Here is a 14,649-nt window from a genome sequence, read left to right on the forward strand (position 1 = left end):
GCGGGTGCCCTCCGGTTCTGCTGCGGCGTTGTCGGCGCTCACCATACTTGGGCGTCTTCGCCGGGAACCACCTGCCTACGTGGTGTGAGACCTCACCGACCAGCCGGCGCCGGCGCGGTCCGACGCGCCCGTCACGCGACGTCGCGCGTGACATTCAAGTTGACTTGCGAGACGCCATTCTTAGTGCCATACTGGCGTCATGGATCTGAGTCCCTATCTGGAATCGCTTCGGCGCGACCTGATCGCCGCCGCCGCACCCGCGGGCGACGACGCGGTCCGTACCGCCGAGTTGCTGAGTACGTCACTGGAGTCCTCACTGCGCCTGGCGCTGCTGGAGGCACTGTCCGACGCCGCCGCCGAGATCACCGGCGAACTCAACCGCGTCGGCAACGTCGCCACCGTCGAGGTGCGGATGCGCGCCCGCCAGGCGGACCTGGTGGTCAGCGAGTCCCAGGCCGCCCCCGAACCGCCGCCCGCCCCGGTGGGTGACTCCGGCGACATCGCGCGGATCACACTGCGCCTGCCGGAGCCACTCAAGGAGGCGGTGGAGTCGGCCGCGGCGGCCGAGTCCGTCTCCGTCAACGCGTGGCTGGTACGCGCCATCAACTCCGCCGTCCACGGTCAACCGCCGCTGCCACCGCGCGGCGGCCCGGCACCCGGCCGCGCCCGCTTCGGCAAGCGCGTCACCGGATACGCACAGGCGTGACCTTCGGTCCTCTCACACTTCTCGAAAGGTACGTTCACCATGTCCGAATTCCCCTGTGACGGGCCGATCTCGGCCAACGTGCTGTTCTCGGCGGGCCGCTGCGAGATCATCGCGGAACAACGCGACTCCGCGCTGGTCGAGATCACGCCACACCGCAACGACAAGCGTTCCCGCGAGACGGCCGAGGCCACCAAGGTGGAGTTCCGCGACGGCCGTCTCACCGTCCAGGCCCCCGAGGGCATGGCCGGCATGGTGTTCTCCTTCGGGCGCAGCGGCGCCATCGACATCGTGGTGCGGATACCGGTGCAAAGCAGCGTCAACGTGAAGACGGCCTCCGCGTCGGTGCACATGCGGGGCGAACTCGACGCCGCGCAGGCCACCACCGCCTCGGGCGGCATCACGGTCGCCGACACGGTGCGAGAGGCCACCGCCAACACCGCCTCGGGCGACATCCACATCGCACGGTGCACCGAGACCGCCAAGGGCAACACGGTCTCCGGCGACCTCCAGATCGACTACGCGGGAGGCGACGTCAACCTCAAGTCGGTCTCCGGCGACGTGCGCCTGGGAACGGCGGGCGGCTCGGTCGGCGGCGGCAGCGTCTCGGGTGACATCACGATCAACTCGATCCGCGGCGGGGTCTGCCAGCTGAAGTCGGTGTCGGGTTCCATCACCGTCGGGGTCGCCCCCGGCACCGGTGTCTGGATGGACCTCAACACCGTCAGCGGTACGACGTCCAGTGACCTCGCCGTCGGCGACATGCCCAGTGACACCAAGGCGAATCTGGAGATGCGTCTCAACACCGTCTCGGGCAACATCGACCTGTTCCGCGCGACCGGCTGACCACACCGGATCACACTCAGATCGGGGCGCCTCCTGTGGAGGCGCCCTTCGGCGTGTGGTCGCCCCGGGGCGGCGACCGGGCCGGAACGTTCGTCGCGGAGACGGCCGGCCGCCACGGTGTTCGTTGCCGTAGGCACGGATCGGTTACCGTGACAGGCGACACTGGTGACGCAGGAACAGGCGGTGCGGGAAGGTGAGCTGGCGGACCGAACTCGACCGCGCGTACCAGGACTTCCGCCGTGCGCAGTCCCATCTCGACCGGGCCGGTGAACTCATCGACCGGCAGCGCGCGGCGCTGCCCGCCCCCGACGCCACCGCCCCCGCACAGGCCGAGTTGGCGGCCCTGCTGACGCAGGCGGCCCGGCGGCTGGCACCGGGGTACCTGTCGGAACCACTGGAGACCGTTCCGGCGGACACGCCGATGCGCGGCCACCCGGCCTCCGGGACCGTCCACGTGCGCGTCGGCACCGCCGAACCGGTGCCGGGAGTGGAGTTCCCGGTCGTGGTCCCGCTGTTGGGCGCCGGGCACCTGGTCGTCGACGGCGACGCGGCCGACCCGAGGGTCGCGGGGCTGCTGCGTTCGGTCCTGTTGCGATCGGTGGCGGCGGTGCCCCGGCTGTCGATCAGGCTGGTCGACGGTGTCACCCTGGGCCAGGCGTTCACCTCGGCGGCTCCGCTGGTGGCGGAACGGATCACCGAGCCCACCGCCACCGACGGTGCGGGCCTGGAACGGGTGCTCGACCTCGCCGAGGCCCACGTCCACGAGGTCCAACGGGGACGCAACGACGGTGTCGCCGCCGCAGACCTGCCGCTGTCGCTCGTGATCGTGGCGGGACTGCCGCCCCAGACGTCGCGTGCGGTACGGGCGCGGATCGCGGCACTCGCCCACGCCGGGCCACTCGGCCGTCTCCACCTGGTCCTGGCCGGATGGCGCGACGACCGTCACGAGCCGGCTCCGGCGATCGAACACGCCGCGTACCTGACGGTCGGCGACGACCACGGCCACCGGCTCACCCGGCTGCCCGTGCCGTTGCGCCTGGACCCCGCGCCACCGCCGCAGGTGGAGAAACGGGTGTTCGGTTCGCTCACGACCGCGTACCGCCGCGAGACCTCCATCGACGTGGCGGACCTGATGCCAGAGGACCACTGGCGGGAGTCGAGCGTCACGGGCCTGTCCACGGTGGTGGGCAGGGACGCGCGTGGCGCGGTGGAACTGCGGCTCGACGACGCCACACCGCACTGGTTGATCGGGGGACGCACCGGCGGTGGCAAGACGGTGTTCCTGCTGGGTGTCCTCTACGGGCTCGCCGCCCGGTACGGTCCGCGCGAGCTCGCGCTGTACCTACTGGACTTCAAGGAGGGCGTCTCCTTCACCGAGTTCACGCCCTCCGACCGCGACCCGAGCTGGATCCCGCAGGTGCGGGCCGTGGGCGTGGAGTCCGACCGGGAGTACGGCAACGCGGTACTGCTGGCGCTGCGCGGCGAACTCACCCGGCGCGCCTCGGCGATGAAGCGGGCAGGGGTCACGAAACTCGCCGACCTGCGCCGCCACTCCCCCGACCGGTCGCTGCCGCGGATCGTCGCGGTCGTCGACGAGTTCCACGTCCTGTTCGCCGGGAACGACCGGCTCGCGCGTGAGGCCGCCGGACATCTGGAGGAACTGGCCAGGAAGGGCCGCTCGTACGGGATCCACCTGATCCTGGCCAGCCAGACCATCTCCGGTGTCGAGGCCCTCTACACCAAGCGGGACTCGATATTCGGGCAGTTCCCGATGCGGATCGCGTTGCCGGGTGCGCGGCACGTCCTGGACCACCTCAACACCGCCGCCGAGACGATCCGCCTGGGGCAGGCCGTCGTCAACGACGGGGGCGGTGTCACCGGCTTCGACCGGCTGATCCAGTTCCCGGACGTGACCGCCGACGGCGAACGGCTCGCCGGGCTGCGACACGCCCTGTGGCGGTTGCGCGACCCGGATTCGGCTCCTCCGAACGTGTTCGCCGGTTACGCCGAACAGCATCTCGTCGAGGACCCGCGCTTCCCGTCGCTGGCCCCCGCTCCCGGTCCCGGCCGGGCGTTGCTCGGCCGGGGCGTCGACACCGACATCTCCACGGTGTCGGTCGCACTGGATCCGGTGCCGGGCCGCAACCTCGCCGTCCTGGGCACCGACCCGGCCGGGGCCGACGTCCTGCACGCCGCGGTGGTCGGCCTGGGCCGTCAACACGCCCCCGGGCGGGCCGTCTTCCTGCTGGTGCCGCTCATCGGGCCGGCGAGCGACGTGTGCCGCGACGCCGCCGACGCGCTGGTCGCCGCCGGTCACAAACCGGAGGTCGTGAACGCCTCGGACCTGGCGGACAGGCTCACGGACCTTGTCGAGTTCCGTCCACAGCCGGGTCCGGTGTACCTGACGGTGTTCGGGGGAGACGCCGCCGGTCCCGTGTGGGGTACCGCCGGGCAGAAGGCGTTCCAACGTCTGCTGCGGCACGGCCCCGCCCACGGGTACCACCTGCTGGGGTGGTGGCGCGGCCTGCGCCGCTTCATCGACGACATCGGCGGCGGCCCCGCCCGGGAGGACGTCGCGTGCCTGCTGGCCCTCAACGTCCCCGGCGGTGAACTCGGCGCCTTCATCGGCAACGCCGCCCTGGAGTACCAACCCCGCCAGAACCGGGCGTTGCTGATCGACCGGCACGACAACACGACGAAGTTGACGGTGCCGTTCCGTCGCCCCGACCGTGCCGACGAGGAGCCCGCCTGGTGAACCAGCCACCGGACTACGACCAACTGCTGTACCGGCTCGAACGGCTTCGGGAACGCGACTCGGCGGACACCCGGTCGGCACACGAGCGGGTGGACGCGCTCGCCGCGCGCGCCGCGGCGTGCACCGACCGGGCGAACGAGCTGCGAGGCGAACTGGTCGACACCGCGGCCCGGCTCCGGGCGGGCGTCCCCGACCTGCGCGCGGCGGTGGACCCCACCGAGGCGGCCCCCGCGGACGTGGAGACCGAACTGGCCGCCGCCGACGCCGCGTTGCGGCTGGCCCGGCAACGGCAGCAGGCGGCCGTGCGGACCGCGCAGCTCCCACCGCTGTTCCCCAAGGCGCCACCCGTGCTGCGGAACCTGGTGGTCTACTCGGCGGCGATGCTGGTCGCGGTGGTGGCTCAGGTGTTGCTGCTGCGGGTGTCGGCCGCCGGGCACCTTCCCGGCGACTGGCACACCTGGATCATCGTGATGCCGCCGGTGGTCATGCTGATCGCCGGCTACGTCGCCACCACCGCGGCGGGGACTCCCCGTGTCCCCATGACCGACCGGCACGGCGATCCGTTGCCGTTCACCGTCTACAAGAGTCCCCGCCTGGGGGCGGGGCTGGCGGTGTTGACCGTCGTGGCGGTGCTGCTGTGGCAGCTCGGCGCGTGGTGACCGGTCAACCGCCGGTGCCGCGTACCGCCGACTCGGTGTCGTCGCAGCCACCGCAGTTGTAGTACAGGACGTCCCAGTGGTCGGGTTCGCGGTAGTAGACGTTTCCCGCCGGTGACTTCCAACGGTCACCGCCGATGTAGGCGAAGTTGCGGTCGATGTACGTCGCCAGGCACGTCGTCAGGGACATGTCGAGCTTCCAACCGTCCCAGTGGGTGTGTAGGCCGGACGGACCGTGCCCGGTCTCGGTGCCTCCGGTGACGGTGAGGGCGCACCCGCTGTACTCGGTGAGTGTGACTGCGCCCCGGACGGTGTCCAGGTTGATCTGCGCGAACGAGGTGCACCGGGGGTTGTGGCGGTCGGAACAGCCGTCGCTGGACCAGATGGCGATGTCGTGGGCCCGGAACATCTCGACGGCCTCCGCGTGGGTCAACTTGACCGGTGCGGCGTGGGCGGTGGCCGGAACCGCCACCGTTACCACGGCGGCGAGGACCGTCCACAGGGCATGGTGAAACCGACGGTACATGCGATTCTCCGTTCTGGTGGGACGCGGACGGGCCGTACCCGGTGACCGCCGCCTCGCGGGCCGCGGTCACCGGGTACGGGTCAGCGCGGATCCACCGTGTCGAACCGGTACAGGTCGTAGTCGCGCATCAACGCGGTGATCTTCTCGGTGTACTTCGGGTCGGTCGCGTACCCTCCCCCGTGCACCTCACGGATGAAGCGATCCGGGTCGTCGACGAAGTCGAATGCCCGGTCGTAGCGCGGATTCTCGTACAGGTTCCGGCCGTGGTCGCTGAAGGAGTCGGCGACGGTCTCGTACACCCGGAACCACGCCCTGGTGTCGAAGCAGCCGTCGTCGTCGCACTCCCGGGTGTCGGTCTCGACGCAGTCGACCGCTATCGGGCCGGGATCCCCGTCGTGGCACTTCATGCCGAAGTGGTTGCGGGACTCGCGCGCGAGTTCGCTCTCACCCCAACCGGACTCCAGGATCGCCTGTGCCACCGTCACCGACGCCGGGACCCCGTACTCGGTCCGGCTCGGCTGCGCGCTCTCCCCCGCCGAGTCGATGAACCGCTGACGATCGACCGCCTGAGCGGCCTGCGGCAATGCCGTCACGATACCGATCACCGTCGTCGCGACGAGTACCGCGCGTGTCATGATCTGTCTCATTGGACGATTACCCCCGCCAGGCAGTATCGCGTGAAGCGGTGGCGACGCGGGGCCGATTCGACCGAAACCCGTCCTTCCGGGCGATCACGGGGCGAACGGCGGACACCGTACCGTCGCGACGGTACGGTGTGGAGTCACACGTACAGGGCCGTGAACGGCGCCCACGGCAGGTTCCTGACCACCCAGTACACGCCCCACGCCATCATGAACACGGCCACCGTGGTGCCGGTCACCTTCAACTTGGGCAGTCGGCGGCCGAGCCGTGGGACGACCCGGTCCAGCGTCCACGTCAGGTACAGGTACACCAGGAACGGCGCCGCGAACACCGCGAGGGCGTGGTTGCGCGCGGCCTCGGGCAGGTTCAGGGTCAGCACGTAGTAGAAGGCGCGGGTACCGCCGCAACCCGGGCAGTCGAAACCGGTCACCATCTTGAAGGCACACGTGGTCGGCCCCAGGTCGTCGGTGGGGTCGGTGGCGACCACGGCGGCAGCCGCTCCCGCGAAGCAGGTCAACAACGCGGCGGGCGCCACCCAGGCCGGGGCGCGCCGGATCCGGCCGAAGAACCGGGCGACACGACCGGGCGCCGGTGGGCGCTGCCACGCCTGCCCGTGACCGGGCGCGACCGGTGGATACCCGGGGAACGGCCCGGGTGTCGCCGGGACCACCGGCAGTTCCCGGGTCGGCGTGGACATCTGGTCGGGCATCGCTGACGGCACCTCTCTCACCCTGGCGTGTCCGCCGGAACGGCGTCGCCGCCTCTCCGGCGTACCGCCAGACTAACCGCCACCGTCACGTGGCCGCCAGCGCCGCGGTCAACTCCCCCGCTAGGTCGCCCCGGCTCGGTGGCGCCACGGAGGACAGGCCGAGCCACTCCGCCATGGTCGACAGTTCGGCGGCGAGAGCGGTCGCGATCTCGTCGCCGGAGGCGCCGAACCTCTCCTCCCGCCAGGCGGCGGGAACCCGCAGGACTCCGGCGGCCCGATCCGCCTTCAGGTCGACGCGGGCCGCCAGGTGCTCACCCCACAGGAACGGCAGGACGTAGTAACCGTGGACGCGCTTGGCGGCGGGCACGTAGATCTCGATGCGGTAGTGGAAGTCCCAGAGCCGCTCGGTGCGTTCCCGGTACCACACGAGCGGGTCGAAGGGACTCAGCAGCGTCCTCGCCGGCAGCCTCCGGGGGATCCGGGCGTCGCGGTGCAGATAGGCGGGTTTGGGCCAGCCGGCCACCTCGACGGGTGTGACGACGCCCTCCTCCACGAGTTCCCGCAGCGCGGTGCGCGCCTCGCCCGGTGCCAGCCGGAAGTAGTCGCGCAGGTCGACCTCGGTCGCCACCCCCATCGACGCGGCGGCACGCGCCATGAGCAGCCGGTGCGCCTCGCCGCGCTCCACCGCCGGAGCCCGCCACCACTGCTCGGGAATGACCCGCTCGGTGAGGTCGTAGACGCGTTCGAAGCCGGAACGCCCGGACACGGAGATCCGGCCGCACCGGAACAGCCATTCGAGCGCCTGCTTGGTGTCGCTCCAGTTCCATCCCCAGTGGTCACGGGAGCGCGGCGCGTCGTCCTCCAGGTGCCGGGCGGACGCCGGGCCGTTCTCGGCGAGCATCCGGTAGACGGTCTCCACGAAGTCGGGGCGCTCACGGGCGATCTGCTTCATCCCGCCCCAGGCGTGGCTCTCGGCCTCCGCCATCCGCCACCGGAACAGCGGGAACAACTTCACCGGCAGCAGTGAGGCGGCGTGGCCCCAGTACTCGAACATGCGCCGGGGCGCCCGGTAGGCGGCGTCGTCGACGAGCCGATGCGGGTAGGCGCCCAACCGGGAGAACACCGGAACGTAGTGGGCGCGTTCCAGGACGTACACCGAGTCGATCTGTAGGAGCTGGGTGTGCGCCAGGACCCTCCGCAGGTGGCGCGCGTCGCGCTTACCGGCCGGACGGGGCGTGTCGAACCCCTGCGCCGCCAGGGCGATACGGCGAGCCTGGTCGTTGCTCAGTGTGCGACTGGATGCCATCCGAAGACCCTAGACGGCGGGTGTGACGCTCCCGCGTGTCGGCGTCGGCGCCATCCCGGCGGGGTGCCCCACACCACCGCGCCCCGGCCGGGCCGCCCACACCGCGAAGCCGAGAGGCTGTCTTCGACCCTGCTGTTCTGCTGCGCGTCGCCCGGTCGGCACCTCGCGGCGTTGTCGGAGTCCGGGCGTACAACACCGGTACGCAGGGACTCCTCCGCCTTGCGAATGCACTCGACCGGAACACCGCTCGCGACGAACGAGGGCCGAAGACAACCTCTAAGCTGACCGGCATGGCCCTGGGATATGTCCGACCCGCGACCGCCGACGACGCCGAACGGATCGCGGCGATCCAGTTGACCACCTGGCGCACCGCCTACCGGGACATCGTCCCGGCCGACGTGCTCGCGGGGATGGACGAGACGTGGCTCGCGGAACGGTGGCGTGCCGCCTGTGCCGAGCCGCCCTCACCCGCGCACCGGGTGTTCACCGCCGTGGAGCAGGCCGAGTCGGACCACCGGCGGATCCAGACGGTCGGTTTCATCGCGGTCGGCCCCGACGAGGACGCGGACGCCGAGGCGGTCCCGGGCGCCGGAATGGTGACCGAACTGCTGGTGGAGCCGAGGTTCGGCCGCCGCGGACACGGCAGCCGGTTGTTGTCGGCGGCGGTGGCGCACTGGCGGTCCCACGGGATCACGGTGGCGTACGCCTGGTCGTTCGCGCGCGACGCCGCCACGCTCGGCTTCTACAAGTCGGCGGGTTGGGACGCCGACGGGGCGCGCAGGACCTTGGAGATGGCCGACCGGCGGGTGCCGCAACTGAGGTTGCACGCCGACGTCACGGGGGACGACGACACCGCCTGACATCCGGCGATATGACCGATTGACCCGATTCACCGGTACGATCGCGGTGTGTCCGCTCCACAGTCAAGGGTCTCCCGGTACGTCCGTCTCGCGTTGTCGTGCGGGGTGTTGTTGTCGGTGCTCACCGGTTGCGTCAAGGTCGAGCTGGTCGCCACGGTGACGGCCGACGACACCGTGGAGGGTTCGTTGACGGCGGCGGTGAAACGCGAGGCGGTCGAGGTGATCGGCGCCGAACCGGCCGACGAGTTCGTCGCGGCGTTGACGGAGGACGTCCCGGGCACCTACGAGGAACGCGACTACGACGACGGCGAGTTCCTGGGCCGCACCGTCTACTACCGTGACGTCTCGCTGGGGCGGTTCAGCCGCAGCGACCCGGACGACACCGACTCGGCGACGCTCCGGATCAGCCACGACGGCGACAGGTACCGCCTCGACGGTGAGTGGCGACTACCCGACCTGGACGGCACGGACTTCGTACCCACCATGGACGACTCGACGCTCGAAGGCGCCGAGTTCACCGTCTCGGTGACGTTCCCCGGCAAGGTGCTGGAACACAACGGCAGTCTCTCCGGCCGGACGGTGACGTGGCGGCTGGAACCGGGTCGCACCAACGTGATGACGGCCGAGTCCGCTGAGGCCGCGCCGGTCGACGTCGCCCTGATCGTCCTACTGGCCGGCATCGGCGTGGTCCTGGTCGTGGCGGTGCTGCTGTACCTGCGGCTCCGCCGGTACAGCATCGGGAACCGGCCACGGCCCCGCCCGGGGCGGGTCACCGTGGCCGGACGTTGAGCCCTTCGGCACGGTCCGCCACCTCGACGGGGCGGCGTGCGGTGCGCTCAGTCGAGCAGTGAGTCGATCCCCACGGTGAGGCCGGGCAGCCCCCGGACCTTCCGCGCCGCCAGCAGTACGCCGGGCATGAACGAGGCGCGGTCCACCGAGTCGTGACGGATCGTCAGGGTCTCACCGGGACCGCCGAACAGGACCTCCTGGTGCGCCATGGAACCCGTCGCCCGGATCGAGTGGACCCGGATGCCGTCGACGTCGGCGCCTCGCGCACCGTCGAGGGCGTGGGCGGTGGCGTCCGGTGCCGCCGCCATACCCGCCGCCTGCCGGGCCTCCGCGATGAGCTCCGCCGTCCGGGTCGCGGTGCCGCTCGGGGCGTCCACCTTGGCCGGATGGTGCATCTCGACGATCTCGGCCGACTCGAAGTACCGGGCGGCCTGTTGCGCGAACCGCATCATCAGGACCGCGCCGATGCCGAAGTTCGGGGCGACGACCATTCCCAGTTCCGGCTTGGCCGTCAACCAGCCCTCGAGTTGCTTGAGCCGTTCGGCCGTGAAACCCGAGGTACCGACGACGGCGTGGATGCCCTGGTCGATGCACCAGTGCAGGTTCTCCATGACGACGTCGGGACGGGTGAAGTCGATGACGACCTCGGCGCCGGCGTCGGACACGTTGAACAACCAGTCGCCGGCGTCCACCATGGCGACCAGTTCCATGTCCTCGGCCGCGTCGACGGCCTCGCAGACCGCGACACCCATCCGCCCGCGGGCACCGAGCACTCCGACCCGAAGCGGTTCGGGCTCATCCGCCTCGACGGCGATCTCCTCGTCCAACATCGGCCCAGGATAGTACGACCGGACCGGCGCACCCACATGCCCGACACCCTCCGGCGTTCGCGGCTTGGTTGGCCATACGACCATCGACGTGCCTCGAATAAGCCTTGATGTCCGATTTTCGGCCGTCGTATGACCAACCAAGGCAGCATTATGACCAACCAAGCCGGGAAACTGGGTGAGGCTCGGGGGTGATCAGGTGCCGGTGAAGTCGGTGTCCGCGAACGGACCCGAGACCGTCAGCACCCGCGGCCGGGTGAGGACCTCGGCGGCCAGGTCGGCCACCTGGTCCAGCGTGACGGAGTCGATCCGGCGCAGCACCTCGTCGACGGAGAGCTGGTCCCCGAACAACAGTTCACCACGACCCAGGCGGCTCATCCGCGACCCGGTGTCCTCCAGGCCCAGCACCAGTCCGCCCTTGATCATGCCCTTGCCACGGACGAGTTCCTCGGCGTCCACACCGTCACGTGCGACCTCCGCCAGCACCTCGCGCGCCAGTTCCAGCACCCGGTGGGCGTTCTCGGGCGCGCAACCGGCGTACACGCCGAACAGGCCGGTCTCGGCGAACTCCGCCGAGTAGGAGAACACCGAGTAGGCGAGTCCCGCCTCCTCGCGGATGCGCTGGAACAACCGGCTGGACATGCCGCCACCGAGGATCGCGCCCAACACCTCGAAGGCGAACCGCCGCTCGTCGCGGCGGGCGAGCCCGTGACATCCCAACACCAGGTGGGCCTGTTCGCTGTCGCGTCCGACGACGGTGACCGAGGAGCCGGACGGCGGGACGACGGCGTTCGAGTCGCGCAGCGCGGCGGGCACGCCGGCGGGGTCGGTCACCGACGACGCGAAACCCTTGTCCACCATAGACACCGTTTCGGCGTGCGATACGTTGCCCGCGGCCACCACCACCATGTTCGAGGCGACGTACCGTTCCCGGTAGAAGCGGTGGATCTCGTCGCGTTCCAGCTCGGCGACGGTCTCCGGCGTGCCGGCGATGTCACGCGCCAGCGGGTGGGAACCGAACAGCGCCGCCGCGAACAGGTCGTGGATCTCGTCGCCCGGATCGTCGCGCTGCATCGCGATCTCCTCGAGGATCACGCCGCGTTCGGTCTCGACGTCCTCGGGCGACAACCGCGAATCGGTCAGCACGTCGGCGAGGACGTCCACCGCCAGGGGGACGTCCTCGTCCAGCACCCGCGCGAAGTAGCACGTGTACTCCTTGGCCGTGTAGGCGTTGGTCTCGCCGCCGACCGCCTCGATCTGCGCCGAGATGTCCATGGCGGACCGCCGCCCCGTACCCTTGAACAGCAGGTGTTCGAGGAAGTGCGAGGCACCCGACAGTTCGGGGGCCTCATCACGGGATCCGGTGCCCACCCATACCCCGACGGTCGCGCTTCGCATGGCGGGGATGGATTCGGTCACCACACGCAACCCGCCGGGAAGCACGGTGCGGGACACCGTGCCGCCCAGCGGGTCGGCTGTGAGAGTGCGAGTGTGTGCGCGCGTCATACCTGCAAGTTCTACCGGTGCTGACGACGCTCCCGGCGACGGGGCCGCTTCTCGCCGTCTTCGCCCTGCTCGGACTCGCCGGCGGCGTCGGCCGACTCGGCGGCGGGGGCCGCCTGCGGCTTGTCGTCGTCCGAGCGGCCGCCACGGCCACGGCCGCCGCGATCCCGGTCACGGTCGCGGTCACGACGCGGTCCACGGTCGCCACCGGAGCTGCGCTTCGGCGGCTCCTGGCCCTCCGGGTAGACCTTGTCCAGGTAGATCTTGCCGCGCGCGTCGACGTCGGCGATCTCCACCTCGATCTTGTCTCCGACGTTGAGGAAGTCCTCGACCTTGTCGATGCGCTTGCCGTCACCGATCTTGGAGATGTGCAGCAGACCGTCACGGCCGGGGACCAGGGAGATGAACGCCCCGAAGGCGGCCGTCTTGACCACGGTGCCCAGGAACCGGTCGCCGACGTTGGGAAGCGTCGGGTTGGCGATGCCGTTGATCATCGCCACCGCGGCCTCGGCGGCCGGGCCGGTCGTCGCACCGATGTAGATGGTGCCGTCGTCCTCGATGGAGATGTCGGCGCCGGTCTCCTCGGTGATCGAGTTGATCGTCTGCCCCTTGGGGCCGATGACCATACCGATCTTGTCGACCGGGACCTTCACGGTGGTGACGCGCGGCGCGGTGTCGGCCATCTCCGCCGGTGCGGCGATCGCCTCGGTCATGACGTCGAGGATCGCGTGCCGCGCCTCGTTCGCCTGCCCGAGCGCGGCGGTCAGCACGTCGGAGGGCAGCCCGTCGAGCTTGGTGTCCAGCTGGAGACCGGTGACGAAGTCACGGGTGCCGGCGACCTTGAAGTCCATGTCGCCGAAGGCGTCCTCGGCTCCCAGGATGTCGGTCAGCGTGGCGTACTCGGTCTTGCCGTCGACCTCCTCGGAGATCAGGCCCATCGCGATGCCCGCGACCGGCGCCTTCAGCGGCACACCGGCCGCCATCAGGCTCATCGTCGAGGCGCACACCGAGCCCATGGACGTGGAACCGTTGGAGCCCAACGCCTCCGACACCTGCCGGATGGCGTACGGGAACTCCTCACGGCCCGGCAACACCGGGATCAGCGACCGCTCCGCGAGCGCGCCGTGGCCGATCTCGCGCCGCTTGGGCGATCCGACGCGACCGGTCTCACCGGTGGAGTACGGCGGGAAGTTGTAGTTGTGCATGTAGCGCTTCTTGGTGACCGGCGACAGCGTGTCGATCGCCTGCTCCATGCGCAGCATGTTCAGCGTGGTGACACCCAGGATCTGGGTCTCGCCGCGCTCGAACAGCGCCGAACCGTGCACGCGGGGCAGCACGTTCACCTCGGCCGTCAACGGCCGGATGTCGCGCAGGCCACGGCCGTCGATGCGGACCTGCTCGCGCAGGACGCGCTGCCGCACCAGCTTCTTGGTGAGCGAGCGGACGACGGCGCCGATCTCGCCCTCGCGGCCCTCGAAGTCACCGGCGGTCTGCTCCAGGGCGGTGGCCTTGATGCGGTCCAGCTCGGCTTCGCGGGTCTGCTTGTCGGCGATGGTCAGGGCCTCGGCCAGATCCGCGGCCACGACCTTCTCCACGGCCGTGTAGGCGTCGTCGGCGTAGTCCGGGTAGAGCGGGAACTCGACCGCGGGCTTGGCGGCGACGTCGGCGAGCGCCTGCTGTGCCCGGCACAGTTCCGCGATCACCGGCTTGGCGGCCTCCAGACCGGCGGCCACCACATCCTCGTTGGGGGCGGTGCCGCCTGCGGCGATCAGGCCGACCGCGTTCTCGGTGGCCTCGGCCTCGACCATCATGATCGCGACGTCACCGTCGTCCAGGAGGCGACCGGTGACGACCATGTCGAAGGTCGACTTCTCGATCTGCTCCAGGGTGGGGAAGGCCACCCAGGTGCCGTCCAGGTTGACCAGCCGGGCCGAACCCAGCGGCCCGGAGAACGGCAGGCCGGACAGTTTCGTGGAGGCCGACGCGCCGTTCATGGCCACCACGTCGTACGGGTGGGCCTCGTCGAGCGCCAGCACCGTCTCGATGACCTGGACCTCGTTGCGCAGCCCCTTGACGAAGCTGGGACGCAGGCCGCGGTCGATGAGGCGGCAGGTCAGGATGGCGTCCTCGCTGGGACGTCCCTCACGGCGGAAGAACGAGCCGGGGATGCGCCCGGCCGCGTACATGCGCTCCTCCACGTCCACCGTGAGCGGGAAGAAGTCGAAGTGTTCCTTCGGGTTACGGCCGGCGGCCGTGGTGGAGAGCACCACGGTGTTCTCCAGTTGGACCACGACGCTGCCGGCGGCCTGGCGGGCGAGCCGGCCGGTCGAGAAGGTGATCTCCCGGCGGCCGTGCTCACCGTTGTCGATCACCGCCGTCGCGGAGTGGTCCCCCAACGCCGCCACTTCGGGGGCGGTCTTCGTCTCTGCGGACATGTTCGTCTCACAGCTCCTTCGTGTCAGGGCACGTCGTTCGTCTTGGAGCTGTCCCACGGCCGGTCTTCGATCGAAACGCACGGGCTGTTCGA

12 protein-coding genes and 1 pseudogene are annotated in these 14,649 nt (G+C 70.4%); 6 read left to right on the forward strand and 7 right to left on the reverse strand.

Features of this window, described 5'->3' with window-relative positions; all coding sequences use genetic code 11:
• The first annotated feature begins 199 nt into the window (after nt 1–199).
• The 4 genes from LX16_RS00350 to LX16_RS00365 all read left to right on the forward strand — a co-directional run bounded on the left by LX16_RS00350 (nt 200) and on the right by LX16_RS00365 (nt 4,963).
• Nucleotides 200–706: a toxin-antitoxin system HicB family antitoxin gene (locus tag LX16_RS00350; protein WP_147131275.1), complete on the forward strand. Its 507-nt coding sequence runs from the start codon at nt 200–202 to the stop codon at nt 704–706.
• 39 nt (nt 707–745) lie between these two features.
• Nucleotides 746–1,549, forward strand: a complete 804-nt coding sequence (locus LX16_RS00355; RefSeq protein ID WP_147131278.1) for a DUF4097 family beta strand repeat-containing protein — start codon at nt 746–748, stop codon at nt 1,547–1,549.
• Nucleotides 1,550–1,742: 193 nt separating this feature from the next.
• Complete coding sequence (locus LX16_RS00360; RefSeq protein ID WP_147131281.1) at nt 1,743–4,304, forward strand: FtsK/SpoIIIE domain-containing protein; 2,562 nt, start codon at nt 1,743–1,745, stop codon at nt 4,302–4,304.
• On the forward strand, nt 4,301–4,963 hold the full coding sequence (locus LX16_RS00365; protein WP_147131284.1) for a hypothetical protein: 663 nt from the start codon (nt 4,301–4,303) through the stop codon (nt 4,961–4,963). The genes LX16_RS00360 and LX16_RS00365 overlap by 4 nt, the downstream gene beginning before the upstream one ends.
• 4 nt (nt 4,964–4,967) lie before the next feature.
• On the opposite strand, the gene LX16_RS00370 is transcribed toward LX16_RS00365, so the two are convergent.
• From LX16_RS00370 to LX16_RS00385, 4 genes are all read right to left on the reverse strand, one after another.
• Complete coding sequence (locus tag LX16_RS00370; RefSeq protein WP_147131287.1) at nt 4,968–5,486, reverse strand: hypothetical protein; 519 nt, start codon at nt 5,484–5,486, stop codon at nt 4,968–4,970.
• 80 nt (nt 5,487–5,566) lie between these two features.
• Nucleotides 5,567–6,121 carry a glucosaminidase domain-containing protein gene (locus LX16_RS00375; protein ID WP_158645436.1) on the reverse strand — a complete coding sequence of 185 codons (555 nt, stop codon included), beginning with the start codon at nt 6,119–6,121 and terminating at the stop codon, nt 5,567–5,569.
• A 146-nt stretch (nt 6,122–6,267) separates the two neighbouring features.
• Nucleotides 6,268–6,837: a DUF2752 domain-containing protein gene (locus LX16_RS00380; protein WP_147131293.1), complete on the reverse strand. Its 570-nt coding sequence runs from the start codon at nt 6,835–6,837 to the stop codon at nt 6,268–6,270.
• Between the two features lie 85 nt (nt 6,838–6,922).
• Nucleotides 6,923–8,143 carry a winged helix-turn-helix domain-containing protein gene (locus LX16_RS00385; RefSeq protein WP_147131296.1) on the reverse strand — a complete coding sequence of 407 codons (1,221 nt, stop codon included), beginning with the start codon at nt 8,141–8,143 and terminating at the stop codon, nt 6,923–6,925.
• 290 nt (nt 8,144–8,433) lie between these two features.
• Here LX16_RS00385 and LX16_RS00390 point away from each other — a divergent pair, with 290 nt between their 5' ends.
• Both LX16_RS00390 and LX16_RS00395 read left to right on the forward strand, forming a co-directional pair.
• Nucleotides 8,434–9,003 carry a GNAT family N-acetyltransferase gene (locus LX16_RS00390; protein WP_147131299.1) on the forward strand — a complete coding sequence of 190 codons (570 nt, stop codon included), beginning with the start codon at nt 8,434–8,436 and terminating at the stop codon, nt 9,001–9,003.
• 48 nt (nt 9,004–9,051) lie between these two features.
• A complete protein-coding gene (locus LX16_RS00395; protein ID WP_147131303.1) occupies nt 9,052–9,792 on the forward strand; it encodes an LppM family (lipo)protein in 741 nt (246 codons plus the stop codon).
• A gap of 47 nt (nt 9,793–9,839) precedes the next feature.
• On the opposite strand, the gene dapB is transcribed toward LX16_RS00395, so the two are convergent.
• The 3 genes and pseudogenes from dapB to LX16_RS00410 all read right to left on the reverse strand — a co-directional run.
• Nucleotides 9,840–10,622 (reverse strand): 4-hydroxy-tetrahydrodipicolinate reductase, encoded by a 783-nt coding sequence (gene dapB / locus LX16_RS00400; RefSeq protein ID WP_147131306.1) that lies wholly within the window; start codon nt 10,620–10,622, stop codon nt 9,840–9,842.
• Nucleotides 10,623–10,814: 192 nt separating this feature from the next.
• Nucleotides 10,815–12,125 carry a M16 family metallopeptidase gene (locus tag LX16_RS00405; RefSeq protein ID WP_147131309.1) on the reverse strand — a complete coding sequence of 437 codons (1,311 nt, stop codon included), beginning with the start codon at nt 12,123–12,125 and terminating at the stop codon, nt 10,815–10,817.
• A 146-nt stretch (nt 12,126–12,271) separates the two neighbouring features.
• Nucleotides 12,272–14,557, reverse strand: a pseudogene (locus LX16_RS00410) (polyribonucleotide nucleotidyltransferase); the annotation flags it as partial.
• Between the last annotated feature and the right edge of the window lie 92 nt (nt 14,558–14,649).

Source organism: Stackebrandtia albiflava (assembly GCF_007994225.1).
GTDB lineage: Bacteria > Actinomycetota > Actinomycetes > Mycobacteriales > Micromonosporaceae > Stackebrandtia > Stackebrandtia albiflava.

What these genes read in the sequence shown, in the direction of transcription:
- LX16_RS00355 (WP_147131278.1), top strand. Translation starts at nt 746, where the DNA reads ATGTCCGAATTCCCCTGTGACGGGCCGATCTCGGCCAACGTGCTGTTC.
- dapB (WP_147131306.1), bottom strand. Translation starts at nt 10,622, where the DNA reads ATGTTGGACGAGGAGATCGCCGTCGAGGCGGATGAGCCCGAACCGCTT.
- LX16_RS00380 (WP_147131293.1), bottom strand. Translation starts at nt 6,837, where the DNA reads ATGCCCGACCAGATGTCCACGCCGACCCGGGAACTGCCGGTGGTCCCG.
- LX16_RS00385 (WP_147131296.1), bottom strand. Translation starts at nt 8,143, where the DNA reads ATGGCATCCAGTCGCACACTGAGCAACGACCAGGCTCGCCGTATCGCC.
- LX16_RS00375 (WP_158645436.1), bottom strand. Translation starts at nt 6,121, where the DNA reads ATGACACGCGCGGTACTCGTCGCGACGACGGTGATCGGTATCGTGACG.
- LX16_RS00370 (WP_147131287.1), bottom strand. Translation starts at nt 5,486, where the DNA reads ATGTACCGTCGGTTTCACCATGCCCTGTGGACGGTCCTCGCCGCCGTG.
- LX16_RS00390 (WP_147131299.1), top strand. Translation starts at nt 8,434, where the DNA reads ATGGCCCTGGGATATGTCCGACCCGCGACCGCCGACGACGCCGAACGG.
- LX16_RS00405 (WP_147131309.1), bottom strand. Translation starts at nt 12,125, where the DNA reads ATGACGCGCGCACACACTCGCACTCTCACAGCCGACCCGCTGGGCGGC.
- LX16_RS00350 (WP_147131275.1), top strand. Translation starts at nt 200, where the DNA reads ATGGATCTGAGTCCCTATCTGGAATCGCTTCGGCGCGACCTGATCGCC.